The 18,817-nt window shown below is 75.1% G+C and carries 12 protein-coding genes; 3 read left to right on the top strand and 9 right to left on the bottom strand.

Going from position 1 to position 18,817, the window contains the following annotated elements; all coding sequences use genetic code 11:
- Positions 1 to 57: 57 nt before the first annotated feature.
- On the bottom strand, positions 58 to 1,506 hold the full coding sequence (locus FKD65_RS42410) for an MFS transporter (protein WP_141585731.1): 1,449 nt from the start codon (positions 1,504 to 1,506) through the stop codon (positions 58 to 60).
- A 262-nt stretch (positions 1,507 to 1,768) separates the two neighbouring features.
- Here FKD65_RS42410 and FKD65_RS42405 point away from each other — a divergent pair, with 262 nt between their 5' ends.
- Both FKD65_RS42405 and FKD65_RS42400 read left to right on the top strand, forming a co-directional pair.
- Positions 1,769 to 2,656: an AfsR/SARP family transcriptional regulator gene (locus FKD65_RS42405; protein ID WP_205718471.1), complete on the top strand. Its 888-nt coding sequence runs from the start codon at positions 1,769 to 1,771 to the stop codon at positions 2,654 to 2,656.
- 39 nt (positions 2,657 to 2,695) lie between these two features.
- Positions 2,696 to 3,121 carry a nuclear transport factor 2 family protein gene (locus FKD65_RS42400; RefSeq protein ID WP_141585727.1) on the top strand — a complete coding sequence of 142 codons (426 nt, stop codon included), beginning with the start codon at positions 2,696 to 2,698 and terminating at the stop codon, positions 3,119 to 3,121.
- Positions 3,122 to 3,297: 176 nt separating this feature from the next.
- On the opposite strand, the gene FKD65_RS42395 is transcribed toward FKD65_RS42400, so the two are convergent.
- From FKD65_RS42395 to FKD65_RS42375, 5 genes are all read right to left on the bottom strand, one after another.
- On the bottom strand, positions 3,298 to 3,555 hold the full coding sequence (locus FKD65_RS42395; RefSeq protein WP_141585725.1) for an acyl carrier protein: 258 nt from the start codon (positions 3,553 to 3,555) through the stop codon (positions 3,298 to 3,300).
- The gene (locus FKD65_RS42390; protein WP_141585723.1) at positions 3,552 to 4,538 is read right to left on the bottom strand and encodes an aromatase/cyclase; all 987 of its coding nucleotides are present in this window, start codon (positions 4,536 to 4,538) and stop codon (positions 3,552 to 3,554) included. The genes FKD65_RS42395 and FKD65_RS42390 overlap by 4 nt, the downstream gene beginning before the upstream one ends.
- 9 nt (positions 4,539 to 4,547) lie before the next feature.
- Positions 4,548 to 5,327, bottom strand: a complete 780-nt coding sequence (locus FKD65_RS42385) for an SDR family NAD(P)-dependent oxidoreductase (protein ID WP_141585721.1) — start codon at positions 5,325 to 5,327, stop codon at positions 4,548 to 4,550.
- The gene (locus FKD65_RS42380; protein WP_141585718.1) at positions 5,324 to 14,200 is read right to left on the bottom strand and encodes a type I polyketide synthase; all 8,877 of its coding nucleotides are present in this window, start codon (positions 14,198 to 14,200) and stop codon (positions 5,324 to 5,326) included. The genes FKD65_RS42385 and FKD65_RS42380 overlap by 4 nt, the downstream gene beginning before the upstream one ends.
- Positions 14,201 to 14,271: 71 nt before the next feature.
- On the bottom strand, positions 14,272 to 15,267 hold the full coding sequence (locus FKD65_RS42375; RefSeq protein WP_141585716.1) for an acyltransferase domain-containing protein: 996 nt from the start codon (positions 15,265 to 15,267) through the stop codon (positions 14,272 to 14,274).
- 160 nt (positions 15,268 to 15,427) lie between these two features.
- Here FKD65_RS42375 and FKD65_RS42370 point away from each other — a divergent pair, with 160 nt between their 5' ends.
- Positions 15,428 to 16,483 (top strand): ketoacyl-ACP synthase III family protein, encoded by a 1,056-nt coding sequence (locus FKD65_RS42370; RefSeq protein WP_141585714.1) that lies wholly within the window; start codon positions 15,428 to 15,430, stop codon positions 16,481 to 16,483.
- Here FKD65_RS42370 and FKD65_RS42365 read toward each other — a convergent pair.
- Genes FKD65_RS42365 through FKD65_RS42355 form a run of 3 tightly spaced genes read right to left on the bottom strand, consistent with a single transcriptional unit; the run spans position 16,434 to position 18,784 of the window.
- Positions 16,434 to 16,694 (bottom strand): hypothetical protein, encoded by a 261-nt coding sequence (locus FKD65_RS42365; RefSeq protein ID WP_168220892.1) that lies wholly within the window; start codon positions 16,692 to 16,694, stop codon positions 16,434 to 16,436. The genes FKD65_RS42370 and FKD65_RS42365 overlap by 50 nt on opposite strands.
- A gap of 58 nt (positions 16,695 to 16,752) precedes the next feature.
- Complete coding sequence (locus FKD65_RS42360) at positions 16,753 to 18,297, bottom strand: acyl-CoA carboxylase subunit beta (protein WP_240810416.1); 1,545 nt, start codon at positions 18,295 to 18,297, stop codon at positions 16,753 to 16,755.
- Position 18,298: 1 nt separating this feature from the next.
- Complete coding sequence (locus FKD65_RS42355) at positions 18,299 to 18,784, bottom strand: flavin reductase family protein (protein ID WP_141585708.1); 486 nt, start codon at positions 18,782 to 18,784, stop codon at positions 18,299 to 18,301.
- Between the last annotated feature and the right edge of the window lie 33 nt (positions 18,785 to 18,817).

The following is an 18,817-nucleotide window of genomic DNA, read 5'->3' as shown; positions in this document are numbered from 1 at the left end:
GCCCGCGTCCGTCGACGTCCTGTCGGGATGCTGTCGAGGCGGTCCCGTCGAGGCGGGTCAGCCGCGCGCGGGCGGCCCGTCGTCCGGGCGGATCCTCGGGACGGCGAGGGCGGCGGCCACGCCGAGGAGCGGGAACAGCGCCGAGACCAGCAGGGCGCGGTCGAATCCCGCGGCGAGGGCCTGCCCGGTGACGTGCCCGCCCCGCGCCACGTCCGAGGTGTGCGCGGCGGCGACGACGGCGAGGATGCCGAGCCCGAGCGCGCCGCCGACCTGGCGGCTGGTGTTCAGCAGCCCTGAGACGAGCCCCTGCTCGCGGTAGCCGACCTCGGAGGTGCCCGCGACGGTCATGGACGCCGACACCAGGCCCTGGCCGATGCCGAGGACCAGCGTCGGGCCGAACAGGTCGGCCACGAAGCCGGCTCCCGCCCCGGCGCGGGAGAGCCAGGCCAGGCCGGCCGCCGACAGCAGCAGCCCGGCGACCAGCAGCGGGCGCGGGCCCGCCTTCGGCACCAGCGGGGCGATGCCGCGCGCGGCGGCGACGATGCCGAGGGACAGCGGCAGGTACGCGAACCCGGTCTCGAGCGGGCTGTAGCCGAGGACGAGCTGGAGCAGCAGGGTGAACAGGAAGAACGTCCCCCACAGGGCGGCGGTGCTCGTGAACGCGACCAGGTTGGCCGCCGTCACCGAGCGGTTGCGGAAGATGCCGAGCGGCACCAGCGGATGGCTCCTGCGGCGCGTCTCGTTCACGGCGAAGAGGACCAGCAGGACGACGGCCAGGCCGAGGCTGACGATGATCTGCGGCGAGTCCCAGCCCTCCTTCTCGGACCGGACGATGCCGTAGACCAGCAGGATCAGCCCGGCCGTGATGGCGAGGGCGCCGGGCAGGTCCATCCGCCGGTCGCCGTCCTCCTTGCGGGACTCGGTGACCGCGTACACCGCGCCCGCCGTCAGCAGGACGCCGACGGGGACGTTGACGAGCAGGATCCACCGCCAGGAGAGCCATTCGGTGATGGCGCCGCCGACGAGCGCGCCGATCGCGCCGCCTCCCGCGGCGACCGCGCCCCACAGGCCGAACGCCCTGGCGCGCCGCTCCCTGTCGGTGAAGGTGGTGCCGAGGACGGTCAGCGTCGCCGGCGCCATCACGGCCGCGCCCAGCCCCTGGACGCCGCGCGCGGCCAGCAGCGAGGCCGGGTTCCAGGCCAGGCCTCCGGCGAGGCTCGCGAGCGTGAAGACGGCGATCCCGCCGAGGAAGACCCGGCGCCGCCCGTAGATGTCGGCCAGCCGCCCGCCGAGCAGCAGGAAGCCCGCGAACACGATCGTGTACGCGTTGATGATCCATTGCAGCGAGTCGGTCTGGAAATGCAGTGCGGTCCTGATGGAGGGCAGCGCGACGTTCATCACCGAGGCGTCCAGCACCACCAGGAACTGTCCGGCGCAGCAGACGGCGAGCACGAGTCCCAGCCGCTCCGACGTGCCTTTCTCGGCCACCGTCGTTTCTGTCGTCACCGAGGATCACTCCTCTTCGGTCGACGAGGCGTTCTCTGACGTCGCGCTTGATAACCGAGCACCGGAGGGGGAAACGCGTTCGCGCCGACCGCGGAGTACTTCTTTCGATACCCCGCGGGGACCGGAAGGCGCACCCGGTGGTGGACGTTCGGGGCCGCACGCCTCACCGAACGACGATGACGCGCTTAGAAAGCGTCTTCCTGGCAAAAAGCGGCGAATGCCGTGAATGACCGCGACCAGATCGACGGAGGTCGAAACTCAGATGCTGCGTTTCAAGCTGCTCGGCCCGCTGGAGGTCGCGGGCGGCGGCGGATCGGCGTTCGCACCGACCGCGCCGCGCGTGCTGAACACGCTCGCGCTGCTGCTGGTGCGCGCGGACCGCGTCGTGCCGCTCGACACGATCATCGAGGAGCTGTGGGGGGACGACCCGCCGCGCAGCGCGGCCCGGACCGCCCAGACGTACGTGTACCAGATCCGGCGGTGGCTGACCTCGGAGGCGGCCGCGGGGCGCGGCGACGAGGACGTCCTGCTCACCCGCCCGCCCGGCTACATGCTGCGGGTCTCCCCCGAGCAGCTGGACCTCAGCCGGTTCGACCGGCTGCTCTCCAAGGGCCGCGGGATGCTGCAGGACGGCCGCTCCGCCGAGGCCGTGGAGCCGCTGTGCGACGCGCTCGACCTCTGGACGGGCCCTCCGATGGCCAACGTCGAACTCGGCCGGGTCCTGGAGAGCCACGCCGCGGCGCTGGACGAGCACCGCGCGCACGCGCTGAACCTGCGCATCGAGGCCGACCTGCGGCTCGGCCGGCACCGCGAGCTCATCGGCGAGCTGCGGTCGCTGGTCGCCCTCAAGCCGTACGACGAGTGGTACCACGCCCTCCTGGTGTGCTCGTTGGCACGTTCCGGACGCCGCTACGACGCCCTGGAGGCCTTCCATTCGGCCCGGCACATCCTCGCCGAGGACCTCGGGCTGAGCCCGTCCCCCGAGCTCAGCGAGGTGCACGCGGCCGTCCTGCAGGGCGAGCAGCCCACGACGCCGCTGACGTGCACGGCACCGAAGGCGGCGGCGGCCCCGGGCCCCGCCGCGACGGCGATACCGAAACCGCGGGCCCCGCGCGACGCCGGACGGCGGCCCGCACCGAACATCCGCTGAACACGACCGAGAAGCACCGCCCAGGAAAGGGGACGCACCATGCCGACCACCCTCGCACCCGCCGAGCTGAGGGCCGACATCGACAACTTCTACGCCCGGCACATGCAGCTCCTCGACGCCGGCAGGGTCGAGGAATGGGCCGACGCCTTCACCCCCGACGGCGTGTTCGACGCCCAGGGCCATCCGGAGCCCGTCCGCGGCCGGGAGGAGATCCGGTCGGCGTCCCGGGTCGTCGCCGACAAGCTCGCCGAGGCGGGGATCGTCCGGCGCCACTGGCTCGGGATGAGCCACATCCTCCCCGAGGACGGGAGCGTCCGGGTCCGCAGCTACGCGCTGGTGTTCCAGTCGAGCAAGGAGAAGGGGACCGTTCTGCACGCGAGCACCACGTGCGAGGACGTGCTCGTTCCCGACGGCGGTTCCTGGCTGATCCGGGAGCGGGTCGTCCGGGTCGACGGAATGTCCTGACCGGACGGCCCGAGGGAACGGCCTGATCCGGCCGGTCCAGATCATCGGGAAGTCGAGAGAAAGAGCCGGTGGCCCGCGCGGGCCACCGGCTCTTTCGCCGTTCCGGGAGATTCCGGAGCTCCAGATCCTCCTCCGGTTTCATATCTACAAATGTAGATTGACAACCGGAGCAGGATCTACACCGTCTCGCCGATCCTGGCGTTGACGAAGTCCAGGTATTCGCGGGGCGTCTTCAGTTCGGCGGTCTCCTCCTCCGGCAGTTCGATTCCGAGCATGCGCTCGACCTGCGCCGTGGTCTCCATGACGGCCAGCGAGTCGTAGCCCATCTCGGAGAACGGCACGTCGAGCAGATCGGCCGGATCGTCGAGGGTCTCCGCCTCGCCCGCCGCCGCGCGCAGGGCGTTCTTCAGGTCGTCCAGGGTCAGTTCCTTCACTTTCCGCTCCTCTCGTCCTCCGCGAACCGCTTCGCGGCGCGCAGGGTCGCCCTGCTGTTGGCGCCGAGCGTCTCGCGGATCCTGTCGCGCACCGCCGGCAGGTCCATCCCGCCGGCGGCCGGTCCCGTCAGGGCCTCGGGGTCGATGACGACCGTGTGCCGGGACGTGACGCGCACCGCGCCGTCCCCGGCCGCCTCGAACAGCCACTCGCCGTTGTGCGTCCGCATGATCGGAGGCGTCGTCGTCTGCTTGTAGACGATGCGCTCACCTCGCACGCACACGCGGCCGGACGCTGTGGTGTGCGTGGAGCCGTCCGGCGACCGGGTGTCCATCTCCATGAACTGGAGGCCGGGCTCGTCCTCGGTCAGGTCGACGCGCGCCACGTGCGGGAGCCGCTCGGGCCACCGGTCGCACTCGTTGACGAAGTCGTACGCCGCCTCCAGCGGCCCGTGGACGAGTTCGTCGTCGCTGAACTCCAGGGTGAGGCCGTCGCCGGCGCCGGTCTCGGCCGCGCGCCTGAGCGCGTCCAGTTCCGCGGTGCTGTTGCTCTCGACGGCCTTGTTGATGAGCGCGAGGCCCTCCGGGTCGTCGTCCACGGCGGCGTAGTCGTGGAGCAGGGCGACGCGGGAGCCGCCGTTCCCGTCCGGCCCGATCCGCCAGGTTCCGCGCATCGCGGCGACGGGGGCGCTCGGCTCGGCCTGCGCGAACTCGACGGTCCGGGCGCCGGCGTCCAGCGCGCGCCGCGACTCCCAGGTGCGGAGCGCGCCGTTGGCGAGCGCCCAGATCCGGATGCGTTCCGCGCGGTCGTCGCCGGAGACGCGGACGGCGTGCACGGTCGGCGGGAAGTGCACCGGCCAGGACGTCACGTCCGCGACGATCCGGTAGACGGCGTCCGGCGGCGCCGCGATCCGCGTTCCGTGCTCGGTGTGGTGCGTCGTGTGGTCGGACCGCCGTGTCGCCGCGGTCTCCTCTCGCAGGGTCATCGCCGCTCCTCAGAAGTTGCCGAGTCCGCCGCAGACGTTGATCGCCTGGGCCGTGACCGCCCCGGTGTCGGGGCCGGCCAGGTAGGCGACCATCGCGGCGACCTCCTCGGGCGTGGTGTAGCGGCCCAGCGGGATCTTGGCCTCGAACCGGGCGAGCACCTCGCCCTCGGTGACGTCCCAGTAGTCGGCGTAGCCGCGCCGGATATTCTCGGCCATGGGCGTTTCGACATAGCCGGGGCAGACGGCGTTGACGGTGACGCCGCTCTTGGCCAGTTCCAGGCCGAGCGCCTTGGTGAAGCCGACGACGCCGTGCTTGGACGCCGAGTACGGCGCGCCGAGGACCACGCCCTGCTTGCCGGCCGTGGACGCGATGTTGATGACGCGTCCCCATCCGGCGTCCTTGAGGCCGGACGCCAGGAACGCGCGGGTCACGCGGAAGACGCTGGTCAGGTTGGTGGCGATGACGTCGTCCCACAGTTCGTCGGGGATCTCGGCGGTCTGCCCGCCGCCTCCCCGGCCGACGTTGTTGACCAGGACGTTGACCGGTCCCGCCGCGTTGGCCTCCTCCACCACGGCCTTGACCTGGCCGGCGTCGCGGACGTCGCAGGCGGCGCCGTCCACGTCCCCGCCCGCGTCCCGCAGCTCCTTGATCGTTCCGGTGACCGCGTCGGCGTCGCGCGCGCAGATGAACACCCGCGCGCCCTCCCCGGCCAGCCGCTCGGCGACCGCGCGGCCGATGCCGCTGGTCCCCCCGCTCACGAAGGCGTGGCGGTCGCGCTGCTCGCTCATCTTCCCTTCTCCTTCTCATCGGCGTTTCCGTCACCGGGCGGCAGGGCCGCCCGGATGACCCCGGCCAGTTCGGCGGGGGTCGGGTTGTCCATGACCGCGGTGGTCGGCAGTTCGATCCCCAGCTCGCGGTTGACGCGGTTGCGCAGGTCCACGCTGAGCAGGGAGTCGAAGCCGAGTTCCTTGAACGCGTCGTCCGGTCCGACGGCGCCGGGCTCGGGGTATCCGAGGATCTCCCCGGCGGTGTCGCACACGGCCGCGGTCAGGACGCGTCCGAGGTCGTCGCCGGAGGCGCCGCGCACGCGCTCGGCGAGGCCCGCGCCGGGCCCCTCGTCCTGCCGGGCGGGCTCCGGGTCGTCGCGGACGAGGTCGGCGAGCATCGGGACCGTGCCCGGCCGCACGTCGCGGACGTCCAGGTTCACCGGCACGAGATGGCCGCGCGGCGTCCGCAGGGCGGCGTCGAACAGCGCGAGCGCGCGCTCGGCCGGCAGCGGCGCGATCCCGGTGCGGCGCAGCCTGCCGACCTGGTCGTCCGACAGGTGGCCGGTCATGCCGCCGCCCTCGTCCCACAGGCCCCAGGAGAGTGAGGCGGCGGGCAGGCCCTGGGCGTGCCGGTGCTGGGCCAGGGCGTCCAGCCAGGTGTTGGCGGCGGCGTAGTTGGACTGCCCGGGCGCGCCGAGCACGCCGACCGCCGAGGAGAACATGACGAACGCCGTCAGGTCCGTGTCCCGTGTCAGCTCGTGCAGGTGCCAGGCGGCGTCCACCTTGGGACGCAGGACCGCGTCCATCCGTTCACCGGTCAGCGTCGCGGCGAGCCCGTCGTCCAGGACCCCGGCGGCGTGCACCAGGGCGGTCGGCCGGTGCTCGGCCAGCAGGCGGGCGACGGCGTCCCGGTCAGCGGTGTCGCAGGCCGGGAAGGCGGCCTCGGCGCCGAGCGCGGTCAGTTCCGCCTCCAGCGCGGGGACGCCGTCGGCGGAGCGGCCCCGGCGGCCCGCCAGGACGAGCCGGCGCACGCCGTGCTCCCGGACGAGGTGCCGCGCCAGCAGGGCGCCGAGCTTGCCCGTGCCGCCGGTGACGAGGACCGTCCCGTCCGGGTCGAGGGGCGCGGGGGGCGGGACCGTCAGGACGAGCTTGCCGATGTGCTCGGCATGCCGCAGGGTCCTCAGCGCCTCCGGCGCCCGCCGCACGTCGTAGGTGTGGAGCGGGAGGGGGTGCAGCGCGCCCTCCTCGTGCAGGTCGAGCACGGTCCGCAGCACCTCGCCGACGCGTTCGGGCTCGACGCTGAGCAGGTCGTACGCGGCGTAACGGACGCCGGGGTGCTCGGCCTCCACGGCGCCCGGGTCGCGGAGGTCGGTCTTGCCGATCTCCACGAAGCGGCCGCCGGGGCGCAGCACGCGCAGCGACGCGTCCACGGTCTCGCGGGCCAGCGAGTTGAGGACGACGTCGATCCGCCCTCGGAACCGCTCCTCGAACTCCAGGTCGCGGGACGAGGCGATGTGGTCGCCGTCGAGGCCGAGCCCGCGCAGGACGTGCTGCTTGGGCGGGCTCGCGGTGGCGTACACCTCGGCGCCGAGGTGCCGCGCGAGCTGGAGGGCGGCCAGCCCCACGCCGCCGGTGGCCGCGTGGATCAGCACGCTCTCGCCGCGCCGCAGCCCGGCGATCTCGGCCAGGCACTGGTAGGCGGTGGCGAAGACGATCGGCACCGACGCGGCGCGGGCGAACGTCCAGCCCGGCGGCATCGGGGCGGCCCGGCGGGCGTCGGCGACCGCGACGGGCCCGTGGGAGCGCTCGAACACGCCCGTGACCCGGTCCCCCGGGCGGAGGGACGTGACGCCCGGTCCGGTCTCGGTGACGATCCCGGCCCCTTCGCTGCCCATGGTCCGCTCGGTGGCGACCAGGCCCAGGGCGACGGCGACGTCCCGGAAGTTCAGCCCGGAGGCGCGGACGGCGACGCGGACCTCGCCCTCGTCCAGCGGCCGCCCGGCCTCGGGGGCGGGGACGAGCGCCAGGTCGCCCAGCGACCCCCGGCGGGTGACGTCCAGCCGCCATGCGCCCTCATCCGGTGGAGTGAGGTCGCCCTCTTCGGGGCGGGCCAGGCGAGGGGCGTACAGGCGGCCTTGCCTGACGGCCAGTTCGGCCTCTCCGGTCGCGAGCGCCTTGGGCAGTGCCTCGTCGGTGTCTCCGCCGGCGTCGATCAGGACGACGCGGCCCTGCCGCTCGGCGCGGATCGTGCGCACGAGTCCGGTCACCGTCGCCTGGGCCAGGCCGGTGACATCGTCGCCGGGGAGGACGCGTTGCGCGTTCCTGGTGATGACGGCGACGGTGTCGGTGTCGGGGATGTCCTGGAGTTCCTTCAGGACGGATTGTGCGGCGTGGTGGGCGCCCTCCGGCATGAGGCCGTCGAGGTCCGCGACGTGCACGACGTGCGCCTCGGGCTGTTCGGGCGGCTCGTCTTCGGCGTCGGCCGAGACCTCACGCCATCGGGTCTCGTAGAGGTCGCCCGACGCGTCCTCGGCGAGCGGGCGCAGGTCGACCGAGTCGACCACGGCGACCACGCGCCCTTCGGCGTCGGCGGCCTCCAGCCGGGCCGTTCCATCCCCGTCCCGGGTCAGCCGGACGCGCAGCACGGAGGTGTCGGCGGGCCGGCAGGAGACGCCCTTCCAGACGAACGGGACCTCCGGCGGGCCCTCCGCGGGCAGGAGCAGCGGGTGCAGGGCGGCGTCCAGCAGCGCGGGGTGGACGCGGTGCGCGCCCCGGTCCTGGTCGGTGCCGACCTCGGCGTAGAGGTCGCCGCCGTCCCGCCAAGCGCGCCGGAGTCCGCGGAAGGCCGGGCCGTAGGCGTAGCCGCGCTCGGCGAGCCGGTCGTAGGCGCCTTCCAGCGGCAGCGGTTCCGCACCGGGCGGCGGCCACTCCCCGGCGCGCGTCTCGGGCTCGGGCCCGGTGTCGTCCTCCAGGATCCCCGAGGCGTGCCGGGTCCAGCCGTCCGCGCCGCCGGATCGGGACTCGATGACGAGCGACCGGTCCGCCCCGGCCAGCAGCCGGACCTCGACCTCGTCGGAGGCGGGGACGGTCAGCGGACGCTCCAGCACCAGTTCGCGCAGGCGCCCGTGGCCGACGCGGGCACCTGCCGAGCAGGCCATCTCGACCTGGGCCGTCCCGGGCAGCATGACCGTTCCGGCGACCTCGTGGTCGGCGAGCCACGGGTGCCGGGCGACCGACAGCCGCCCGGTGCGCAGGAGCCCGCCGCCGGGCAGTTCCACCTCGACGTCCAGCAGCGGGTGCCCCGCCTTCGCCGCGCCCGCGACGCCCGCCGCGGCCGCGGTCCCGGCGGTCCGCCAGTACCGCTCGGGCTCGAACGGGTAGGTCGGCATCGGCACGACGCGGCCCTCGGGGGCGAACGCCTTCCAGTCCACCGGCACGCCGTCGACGTAGGCGGCGGCGGCGCCCGTGAGGAACTGCGCGAGTCCGCCTCCGTCCCGCCGCAGCGTGCCGAAGACGGCCGCCTCGCCGTCGCTGGTCTCGGCGCCGCCCGCCGTGTCGGTGATGGCGCGGGTGAGGACGGGGTGCGGGCTGACCTCTACGAACCGCGTGTGTCCCGCCTCGATGAGCCCGCGCACCGCGTCCTGGAACCGCACGGTGCCACGGATGTTGTCGAACCAGTAGCGCTCGTCCATCGTCCGGTCGAGCGGGCCGCCGGTCAGCGTGGACCACAACGGGACGGACGGCGTGGACGGGGCGAGCCCCGCGAGATCGGCGAGCAGCGGGTCGCGCATCGGCTCCATCGCCTCGGTGTGGGAGGCGTAGTCCACGTCCACGCGCCGGGCGTCGACGCCCTGGTCCTGGAGCCGGGCGACGAACCCGTCGAGCGCGCCGGCGTCCCCGGCGACGACGGTGGAGGACGGCCCGTTCACCGCCGCCGTCCACACCCGGGCGGGCGGTTCGATCTCGCGTGCGGGCAGCGGCACGGAGGCCATGCCGCCGCTGCCCGCGACCTCGCGCAGCGCCTTGCTGCGCAGGCACACCACCTTGGCGGCGTCCTCCAGCGACAGGGCGCCGGACACGCAGGCGGCCGCGATCTCGCCCTGCGAGTGCCCGACCACCGCCGCCGGGCGGACCCCGGCCGACTCCCACACCCGGGCGAGCGAGACCATGACGGCGAACAGCGCAGGCTGGACGACGTCGACCCGGTCGAGCGGGTCGTTCTCCAGCACGTCCGCGAGCGACCAGTCGCAGTGTGCCGACAGGGCCCGCTCGCACTCGGCCATCCGCTCGCGGAAGGCCGCGGACTCGCGCAGCAGTTCCAGGGCCATCCCCCGCCACTGCGCCCCCTGACCGGGGAACACGAACACCGGGTCGGAGGCGTCGCGCGCCTGGGCCCGGACGAGGGCGGGCGACCGGTAGCCGCGCACGGCCGCCGGCACGCGGCCCTCGCGGGCCAGCGTCTCCAGGCCGTCCATGAGGTCGTCGCGGGTGTCCCCGACGACCACGGCGCGCCACCGCATCGGCGTGCGGGCCGCCAGGGTCCGGGCGATGTCGGCCGGACGCTCCTCCGGGTGCGCGGCCATGAACTCGCGGGCCCGTGCGGCCTGGGCGCGCAGCGCGGTCTCGGTCCGGGCCGACAGCGGCAGCGCGGCCGGAGCGGGCCGGTCGTGCTCCCCGCCGGGCCGGGCCTCCTCGACGGGCCGGGCCTCCTCGACGATGACGTGCGCGTTGGTGCCGCTGATGCCGAAGGAGGAGACGGCGGCGCGGCGCGGGCGGTCCGCGCGCGGCCACGGCACCGGCTCGGTCAGCAGGGCCAGGCCGCTGCCGGCCCAGTCGAGGTGCGGGGAGGGCGTGCCGACGTGCAGCGTGCGCGGCAGCCGCCCGGCGCGCAGCGCCTCCACCATCTTGATCAGGCCGCCGACGCCCGCCGCGGCCTGGGCGTGCCCGATGTTGGACTTGAGCGAGCCCAGCCGGACCGGGTCGCCCCCGGCGCGGGCGGCGCCGTAGGTGCGGGCGAGGGCGCCCGCCTCGATGGGGTCGCCCAGCGCGGTGCCCGTGCCGTGCGCCTCGACGGCGTCCACCTCGGCCGGGCCGATCCCGGCGCGGTCGAGCGCGTCGCGGATGACCTGCTCCTGGGCGGTCCCGTTCGGCGCCGTGAGCCCGTTGCTGGCGCCGTCCTGGTTGACGGCGCTGCCGCGCAGGACGGCCAGCACGGGACGTCCCGCGCGCCGGGCGTCGCCGAGGCGCTGCAGGACGACGAGCCCGGCGCCCTCGGCCCACGCCGTGCCGTCGGCGTCGGCGGAGAACGCCTTGCACCGGCCGTCGGAGGCGAGCCCCTGCTGGCGGCCGAAGTCCAGGAACATGCCGGGGGTCGCCAGCACCGTCACGCCTCCGGCGAGCGCGGTGTCGCACTCGCCCTGCCGGATCGCCTGCGCGGCCATGTGCACGCTGACCAGGGACGCCGAGCACGCGGTGTCCACGGTGACGGCGGGGCCGCGAAGGCCGAGGACGTAGGCGATGCGCCCGGAGGCGACGCTGGGCGTGGTGCCGGTGAGCCGGTGCCCGCGCGTGCCGTCCTCGGGCTCGGCGAGGCGCGGGCCGTAGTCCTGCGCGGTCGCGCCGACGAAGACGCCGGTGCGGCTGCCGCGCAGCGTGTCACGATCCAGCCCGGCCCGTTCGAACGCCTCCCACGCGGTCTCCAGCAGGAGGCGCTGCTGCGGGTCGATTCCGGCGGCCTCGCGCGGTGAGATCCCGAAGAACGCGGCGTCGAACTCGGCGGCGCCGTCGAGGAACCCGCCCTTGGCGAGGCCCTCCGGCATTTCGTCGAGGTCCCAGTCGCGGTCGTCCGGGAACGGCCCGATCGCGTCGGTCCCGGCGTCCACCAGGCGCCAGAGGTCCTCCGGCGACCGCACCCCGCCCGGATAGCGGCAGCCCATCGCGACGACCGCGATGTCGTCCTCCCGCTCGCCGGGTCCGGAGACCGGTTCCGGCGGGGCGGCGGCGGGCCGGGCCTCGTCGGGCCGGGCCTCGGGTCCGCGGCGCAGGGCTTCGGCGAGTTCGGCGGCGGTGGGGTGGTCGAAGAGCAGGGAGCCGGGCAGGTCGCGGCCGAGGGCTGCCGAGAGGCGGTCGCGGATGACGACGGCCATCCGCGAGTCCACGCCCAGCTCGCGGAACGGGACGTCGGGCTCGGCCGCTGCGCCGGTCCCGAGGATCTGGTCGAGGGTCTCGGCGACCAGCCGCCGGGTGTCGGTGTCGGGCGCCGCCGGGGCCGCCTCCTGTTCGGCGGTGTCGAGCCAGTGGCGGTCGCGCTGGAACGCGTAGGTCGGCAGGTCGAGCCCGGGGGCGTCCGCGCCGAAGAAGGCGGGCCAGTCGACCCGGCCCCCGGCCAGGTGGATCCCGGCCAGGGCCGTAACCGCGCCCTCCGCCTCGTCCCGTCCGCCCGGCATGCAGGGCAGGGCCGTCACGGCGGGATCGGAGACGTTCGCCGGGAGGAGGTCGGTGAGCGCGGTGCCGGGGCCGGCCTCCACGAACCGCCGCGCGCCCAGGGCGTGCAGGGTCCTGAGCGCCTCGCCGAACCGGACGGTCCTGCGCGCGTTGCCCGCCCAGTGCGCGGGGTCCGCGAGCCGGTCGGCCCCGATCCGCGCGCCCGTCACCGAGGAGACGACGGCCGGGCCCCCGTCCGGCCGCCGCCAGTCGAGCCCGGCGGCCACGGCCCGCAGGTCGTCCAGCAGCGGCTCGACGAGCGGCGAGTGGACGGCGCGTCCGATGCGCAGCCGCTTGGTGCGGCGCCCGGAGTCGGCGAAGTGCTCGGCGGCCGCGGTCACGACCGCCTCCTCCCCCGCGATCACCACCGAGCGGGGGCCGTTCACGGCGGCGACGTCGGCGCGGTCCGGCCGGCCGGCGAGCGCGGCGCGGGCCTCGTCCTCGCCCGCCTCGACCGCGACCGCGAGACCGGGCGCCAAGCCCTCGAACAGCCGTCCGCGCGCCGCCACGAACTCCGCCGCGCCGGCCAGGGGGAGCACCCCGGCGACGTGCGCGGCGGTGATCTCCCCGAGCGAGTGGCCCGCGACGGCGTCCGGCCGGACGCCCCACGACTCCAGCAGGCGGAACAGCGCGACCTCGACGGCGAACACGGCGGGCTGCACCAGTTCCTGGCGGTCCAGCCGGTCGCCCCACATCGCCTCGGTGATCGGCGTGCCGATCACCGGCTCCAGCGCGGCGGCGACCTCGTCGAGCGCCCGCGCGAACGCCGGATAAGTCTCGTAGAGGGCACGGCCCATGCCCGCGCGCTGCACGCCCTGCCCGGGGAAGAGGATCGCGGTGCGGCCGTCGCGCCGCCTGACCCGGACGGCTCCGGGGGCGTCGCGTCCCGCCGCGAGCTCGCGCAGTCCCGCCAGGTGGTCGCCCGTCACGACGGCGCCGTGCTCGAACGCGGTCCGCGACACCGCGAGCGCGTGGCCGGCGTCCCGCGCGTCCGGCCGCGTCCCGGCGAATTCGGCGAGCCGTCCGGCCTGTGCGCGCAGCGCCCGCTCCGAGCGTCCGCTCACCACCCATGGGACGGGCCCGGCGAACGGCGCGCGGCCGGGGCCCTTCTGTCGGGGGACGACCCCCCACGCCCCCCGGTTCGCTCCGCTCAGGGGGCTCGCCTCGTCTCCGCACGGCGGGCCGGCGAGGACCAGATGGCAGTTGGAGCCGCCGAGCCCGAAGGCCGAGACGCCCGCGACCCGGTCGCCGCCCGGCCAGTCGCCGGGGCGGTCGTGGACCCGCAGACGCAGGCCCGCGACGTCGATCTCGGGGTTCGGGGCGGCGAAGTTCGGCGTCGCGGGGAGCCGGCCGCGCGACAGCCCGGCGGCCGTCTTGAGGAGCCCGGCGATCCCGGCCGCGGCCTCCAGGTGGCCGATGTTCGACTTGACCGAGCCGACCAGCAGCGGCCGGTCCGCCGGACGGGCCGCGCCGAGCACCCGGCCGAGCGCGGCCGCCTCCACCGGGTCGCCGGCGCGCGTCCCGGTCCCGTGCAGCTCCACGTAGTGGACCGCGCCGGGATCCACCCCGGCCCGCTCGTAGGCGAGCCGCAGGACCTCTTCCTGCGCCTCGGCGCTCGGCGCGGTCAGGCCGGGCGTGGCGCCGTCGTTGTTGACGGCGCCGCCGAGGATGACGCAGTGCACCCGGTCGCCGTCCCGCAGCGCCGCGTCGAGCGGCTTGAGGACGACCGCGCCGCCGCCCTCGCCGCGCACGAAGCCGTTGGCGTCCGCGTCGAAGGGGCGGCAGTGCCCGTCGGGCGACAGCGCCCCGAGCTCCCGCAGCGCCTCGTGGCTCTCCGGGGCGAGGTTCACCTGCACGCCGCCCGCGACGGCCGTCTCGCAGTCGCCGTCCCGGAGGCTCTGCACCGCCTGGTACACCGCCACCAGGGAGGACGACTGGGCAGTGTCGACGGTGACGCTGGGGCCGCGCAGGCCGAACACGTGCGAGACGCGTCCGGAGATGAAGCCGCGGCGGGTCCCGGTCAGCGTGAAGGGCGACGCCTCGGCGCCGGTGCGGCGCGCGTGGAGGAGCCCGTAGTCGTCGGACATCGCGCCGACGAAGACGCCCGTCCGGCTCCCGCGAAGCGAGGCGGGCAGGACGCGGGCGTCCTCCAGCGCCTCCCAGGCGAGTTCGAGCATCAGGCGCTGCTGCGGGTCGAGTTCGGCGGCCTCGCGCGCGGGGATTCCGAAGAACGCGGCGTCGAAGCCGTCGACCCGGTCGAGGAAGCCGCCGCGGCCGGGCGCGCCCGCGCGGCCCTCGGGGGCGGGGCGGATCGCCTCGCCGCCGCGCCACAGCAGCGACCAGAACTCCTCCAGGCCCGGTCCACCGGGGACGCGGGCGGACATGCCGATGACGGCGATGGGGGTGCTCATGGTGTTTCGGCTCCTCCGGCATCTGGCGTGGTCGGGCCCGTCGGCGGGCCCCGGGAACTCGGGCGGCGCACTCAGCGGCGCGTCAGCACCCGTTCGGTCGCCGACCGCACGGCGTCGCGCTCGGCGCCGTCGCCCCCGCGCCGGTCGGGCGACATCGCGATCACCTGGCTGCGTCCGGCCGCGACCCGTGGATGCCTGCGGGCGAGCATCGTGAGGCTCTGCCCCGGGCCGGTCTCCACCAGCAGGTGGTCGCCGTCCTCCAGCAGCCGGTCCAGCGCGCCGGCGAAGTGGACGGTGCGGGCCGGCTGCCCGGTCCAGAAGGACGGGTCGCACGCACGCTCCGGGGTGAGCGGCGCGGCCTCGTAGGCCGAGTACAGCCGGACGGCGGGCGGCCGGAGGTTGACGCCGGTCCAGCCCTCGCCGGCCCGGGCCGACGCCTCCTCCACGAGCGGGCTGTGGAAGGCCTGCCGGGCGGGGACGCGCCGGACCGTCCTCCCCTCGGCCTTCAGCCGGGCCATCGCGCGCCGGAGCGGCTCCTCCGCACCGGCGAGCAGCAGCTGCCGGGGCGCGTTGACCGCGGCGAGGTGGACGTCCTCGGCGAGCAGCGGCTCCACGTCCCGCACGGAGGCCGCCACCGCGAGCATCCCGCCCGGCTCGGTCGCGGCGAGCGCCGGCAGCCGCCCGGTCATCAGCCGCATCCCGTCGGCGAAGTCGAAGACCCCGGCGAGCGCGCCGGCCACCATCTCCCCGGCCGAGTGGCCGAGCAGCGCGTCCGGGCGCCCGCACCGGTCCACCAGCGTCCGGCCGAGCGCGTAGCCGACCGCGTAGAGCAGCGGCTGCGCCACGGTGACGTCGTCGAACTCCGGCGACGGCTCCTCCGCGAGCCACTGCGCGCGCACGTCCGGGCCGCGCGGGCCCATCAGCTCGAACGCCTCGTCCATCGTGCGGGTGAAGGTCGGAACGGTGCCGTACAGAGACGCGGCCATCCGCGGATGCTGCGCCCCCTGGCCCGGGATCAGCAGCGCGATCGGCAGCGGGCGTCCGGCGCCGGCGGTGTCCTCAGTCATGCCACCTGTCTAGGCCGCCCGCGTCGAGACTCGGCCTAGGGTCATTCGGGTTCGGTCCTCGGCGGGCGGGGCCGGCCGGGCCGGTCCGGCGCCGCGGTGCCGACGGGCGCGACCACCTGTCCTCGACAGCTTCCTGACGGCCGGTTGCGATCCTCGCGGCATGGAGTACGAGGACATCTACGTGGCGGGAATCGGCCGCCACCTGCCCGCAGCGATCGAGACGGCGGACGCGCAGAGACGGGGCCTGTGCGCCCGCAAGGACGTCTGGCGGACCGGGATCGAAGCCGTGTGCGTCGCGGACGAGGCCGCGCCGGTGATGGCCGCGGACGCCGCGCGGCAGGCGATGGCGGACGCCGGCGCGAACCTCTGCGACATCGAGCTGATCCTGCACGCCAGCGTCCACTACCAGGGCCACGACCTGTGGGCCGCGGCCTCCTACGTGCAGCGCGAGGCGGTCGGCAACGCCTGCCCCGCCGTCGAGGTGAGCCAGCAGTCCAACGGCGGGATGGCGGCGATCGAGCTGGCCGCCGCGTTCCTGGCCGGCCGGCCCGCGGGCCGGGGTGCGCTGGTCTCCACCGGCGACCGGTTCGCCCTTCCGGGATTCGACCGCTGGCGCACCGACCCTGGAACGGTCTGCGGCGACGGCGGCACCGCCCTGGTCCTGTCGCGCGGAGCCCCGTCACGCGGCCCTGGCGCGGAGGACGGCCGGGACGCGCTCAGACTGCGCAGCTCCGTGTCCGTCTCGGATCCGGAGCTGGAGAAGCTCGGACGGGGCGCGCGGCCGTTCGCCGACGCCCCGCTCGAGCAGGCCCGCCCGATCGACGCCGAGGCGCCGCGCGAGCAGGCGGTCTCCGAACTCGGCTTCGCCGAGGTCCTGCGGCGGTTGCAGGACGGGCAGTCCCGCGCTGTCGAGGGCGCCCTGTCCGACGCCGGAGTCAAGCAGGAGGACGTCGACTGGTTCGTCCTCCCGCACCTGGGCCTGCCGAAGATGGGCGTGCAGTTCTTCGAGCCGCTCGGCATCGAGCGCGAGCGCACCACGTGGGACTGGGGGCGCCGGATCGGTCACCTCGGCGCCGGGGACCAGATCGCCGGGCTCGGCGAGCTCGTCGCGTCCGGGCGGCTCGCGCCCGGGCAGCGGTGCCTGCTCGCCGGGGTCGGCGCGGGCTTCACCTACTCCGCGGCCGTCGTGGAGCGGACGCGGGCACCGGCGGGCTGAGGCCCTCGGGGTCCCAGCGCGGCCCGGGCCGCCGCTCCGCGTCCCGCGGGGCGGCGGCCCTCCCGTCCGGGCCCTCGCCGCTCCCATGCCCCCCGTGCCCGTTCAGCCCGTGCCCCTTCAGCCCGTGCTCGTGCAGTTCGAGCACGGCGACGAGCGCCGCGAGCTCCTCCCCGTCCAGCCGGCCCTTCACGATCTCGAAATCGGCGCTCATCGCTGCTCACTCCCCTGCCGGGCCGTGCTGACCACGACCGGGCTCACCACGACCGGGCTCACTGCGGCTGGTTCCCGTGCTTGCGTCCGGGACGCGGCACGTACTTGGCGGCCAGCATGTCCAGCGCGTCGACGATCCGGGCGCGGGTCTCGGCCGGGTCGATCACCTCGTCCACCAGCCCGCGCTCGGCCGCGTGGAACGGCCCCATCAGCTCGCGCCGGTAGTCCTCGACGCGGGCCCGGCGCTCGGCCTCCGGGTCGTCGGCGGCGGCGATCTCCCGCCGGTACACCACGTTCACGGCGGCCTCGGCGCCCATCACCGCGATCTCGTTGGTGGGCCAGGCGAGGGACACGTCCGCGCCGATCGACCGCGAGTCCATCACGATGTACGCGCCGCCGTAGGCCTTGCGCAGGACGAGCTGCACGCGCGGCACGGTCGCGTCGCAGTAGGCGTAGAGCAGCTTGGCGCCGTGCCGGATGATCCCGCCGTGCTCCTGGTCCACCCCGGGCAGGAAGCCCGGCACGTCCACCAGCGTCACGAGCGGGATGTTGAACGCGTCGCAGAACTGGACGAACCGGGACGCCTTCTCCGCGGCCGTGATGTCCAGGACCCCGGCCGTCTCGGCGGGCTGGTTGGCCACGATCCCGGCGACCCTGCCCCCGAAGCGGGCGAACGCGCACACCACGGTGGTGCCCCACATCTCATGGATCTCGAACGTCTCGCCGTCGTCGACGATCTCCTCGACGACCTCGCGCACGTCGTAGGCGGCCTTGGGATCGACCGGCACCGTGTCCCGCAGCGCCGGACACGGCCGGTCCGGCGGGTCGTCGGTGGGCTGCTCGGGCGCGAACCGGGTGTTGTCGGACGGCAGCAGGGACAGCAGGTAGCGCACGTCGGCGAGGCACTCCTCCTCGTCGTCGTACATCGCCTCGGCGACGCCGGTCCGGGAGGCGTGCACCTCCGCCCCGCCGAGCTCCTCGTGGGTGATCGTCTCGCCGGTGACCGCGCCCACCACGTCGGGGCCGGTGATGAACATCTGCGCGGTGTCGCGGACCATGAAGACGAAGTCGGTGAGCGACGGCGAGTACGCCGCCCCGCCCGCGCACGGGCCGAGCATCACGCTGATCTGCGGGATCACCCCGGAGTTGCGGACGTTGCGCTGGAAGATGCCGCCGTACCCGGCGAGCGCGGTCACGCCCTCCTGGATGCGCGCACCCGCCCCGTCGCACAGTCCGACCAGCGGCGCGCCCGCCTTGGCCGCCAGATCCATGATCTTGTGGATCTTGCCGGCGTGGGCCTCGCCGAGACTGCCGCCGAAGACCCGGAAGTCGTGGGCGTAGGCGAACACCCGCCGGCCCTCGACCCGGCCCCAGCCGACCACGACGCCGTCCGTCGGCGGGCGCTTGCGCTCCATGCCGAAGCCCTGCGCCCGGTGCCGCCGGAACGTCTCGATCTCGGTGAAGGTGCCCTCGTCGAACAGCAGGTCGAGCCGTTCACGCACCGTCAGCTTCCCCTTGGACTTCTGCGCCTTCGTGGCCTTCTCCCCGCCCGCCTCGGCGGCGGCGAGGCGCTCCGCCTCCAGCTGGGCCACCCGGTCCCGCATCTCAGACATTCCCATAACCTCCGTCGGCGAAGACCAGCGGCCGGGCGTCGCGAAGGCGGCCCGCCGCCACCACCAGCCCCACGACCACGCGGTGGTCGCCGAGCTCGACGGCGTCCACGAGCCGGCAGTCGACGAAGCCCGCGGCGTCGGCGAGCACGGGCGAGCCGGTCTCCGCGGTGACGACGTCCTGCCCGGCGAACCGGTCCACTCCGGGCGCCGCGAAACGGCGGGCGAGCGGTTCCTGGTCGGCGCACAGGAAGCTCACCGCGAAGCAGCCCGCCTCCCGCACCACGGGCCAGGTCCGCGAACCGCAGCCGATGCAGAACAGGACGAGCGGCGGCTCCAGCGACACCGAGGTGAACGAGTTCATCGTCGTCCCGGCGGGCCCGTCCCCGGAGTCGGCGGCGGCCACCGTCACTCCCGTGGCGAAGCCACGCATGACCGAGCGGAACTTGCTGGCCCCCACGGGCTGGATCTGGCGAAGCACGGCGTTCCCTCCGCTGGGCGAACGGTCGCCGAC

This window comes from Actinomadura sp. WMMA1423 (genome assembly GCF_006547145.1).
In the GTDB taxonomy this organism is placed as follows: Bacteria; Actinomycetota; Actinomycetes; order Streptosporangiales; family Streptosporangiaceae; genus Spirillospora.
This window is presented reverse-complemented; position numbering and strand designations above follow the sequence as displayed.

Excerpts from the sequence above, each read along its gene's own strand:
- FKD65_RS42405 (WP_205718471.1), top strand. The coding sequence starts at position 1,769 with ATGCTGCGTTTCAAGCTGCTCGGCCCGCTGGAGGTCGCGGGCGGCGGC.
- FKD65_RS42400 (WP_141585727.1), top strand. The coding sequence starts at position 2,696 with ATGCCGACCACCCTCGCACCCGCCGAGCTGAGGGCCGACATCGACAAC.
- FKD65_RS42390 (WP_141585723.1), bottom strand. The coding sequence starts at position 4,538 with ATGACCCTGCGAGAGGAGACCGCGGCGACACGGCGGTCCGACCACACG.
- FKD65_RS42385 (WP_141585721.1), bottom strand. The coding sequence starts at position 5,327 with ATGAGCGAGCAGCGCGACCGCCACGCCTTCGTGAGCGGGGGGACCAGC.
- FKD65_RS42380 (WP_141585718.1), bottom strand. The coding sequence starts at position 14,200 with ATGAGCACCCCCATCGCCGTCATCGGCATGTCCGCCCGCGTCCCCGGT.
- FKD65_RS42375 (WP_141585716.1), bottom strand. The coding sequence starts at position 15,267 with ATGACTGAGGACACCGCCGGCGCCGGACGCCCGCTGCCGATCGCGCTG.
- FKD65_RS42370 (WP_141585714.1), top strand. The coding sequence starts at position 15,428 with ATGGAGTACGAGGACATCTACGTGGCGGGAATCGGCCGCCACCTGCCC.
- FKD65_RS42365 (WP_168220892.1), bottom strand. The coding sequence starts at position 16,694 with ATGAGCGCCGATTTCGAGATCGTGAAGGGCCGGCTGGACGGGGAGGAG.
- FKD65_RS42360 (WP_240810416.1), bottom strand. The coding sequence starts at position 18,297 with ATGCGGGACCGGGTGGCCCAGCTGGAGGCGGAGCGCCTCGCCGCCGCC.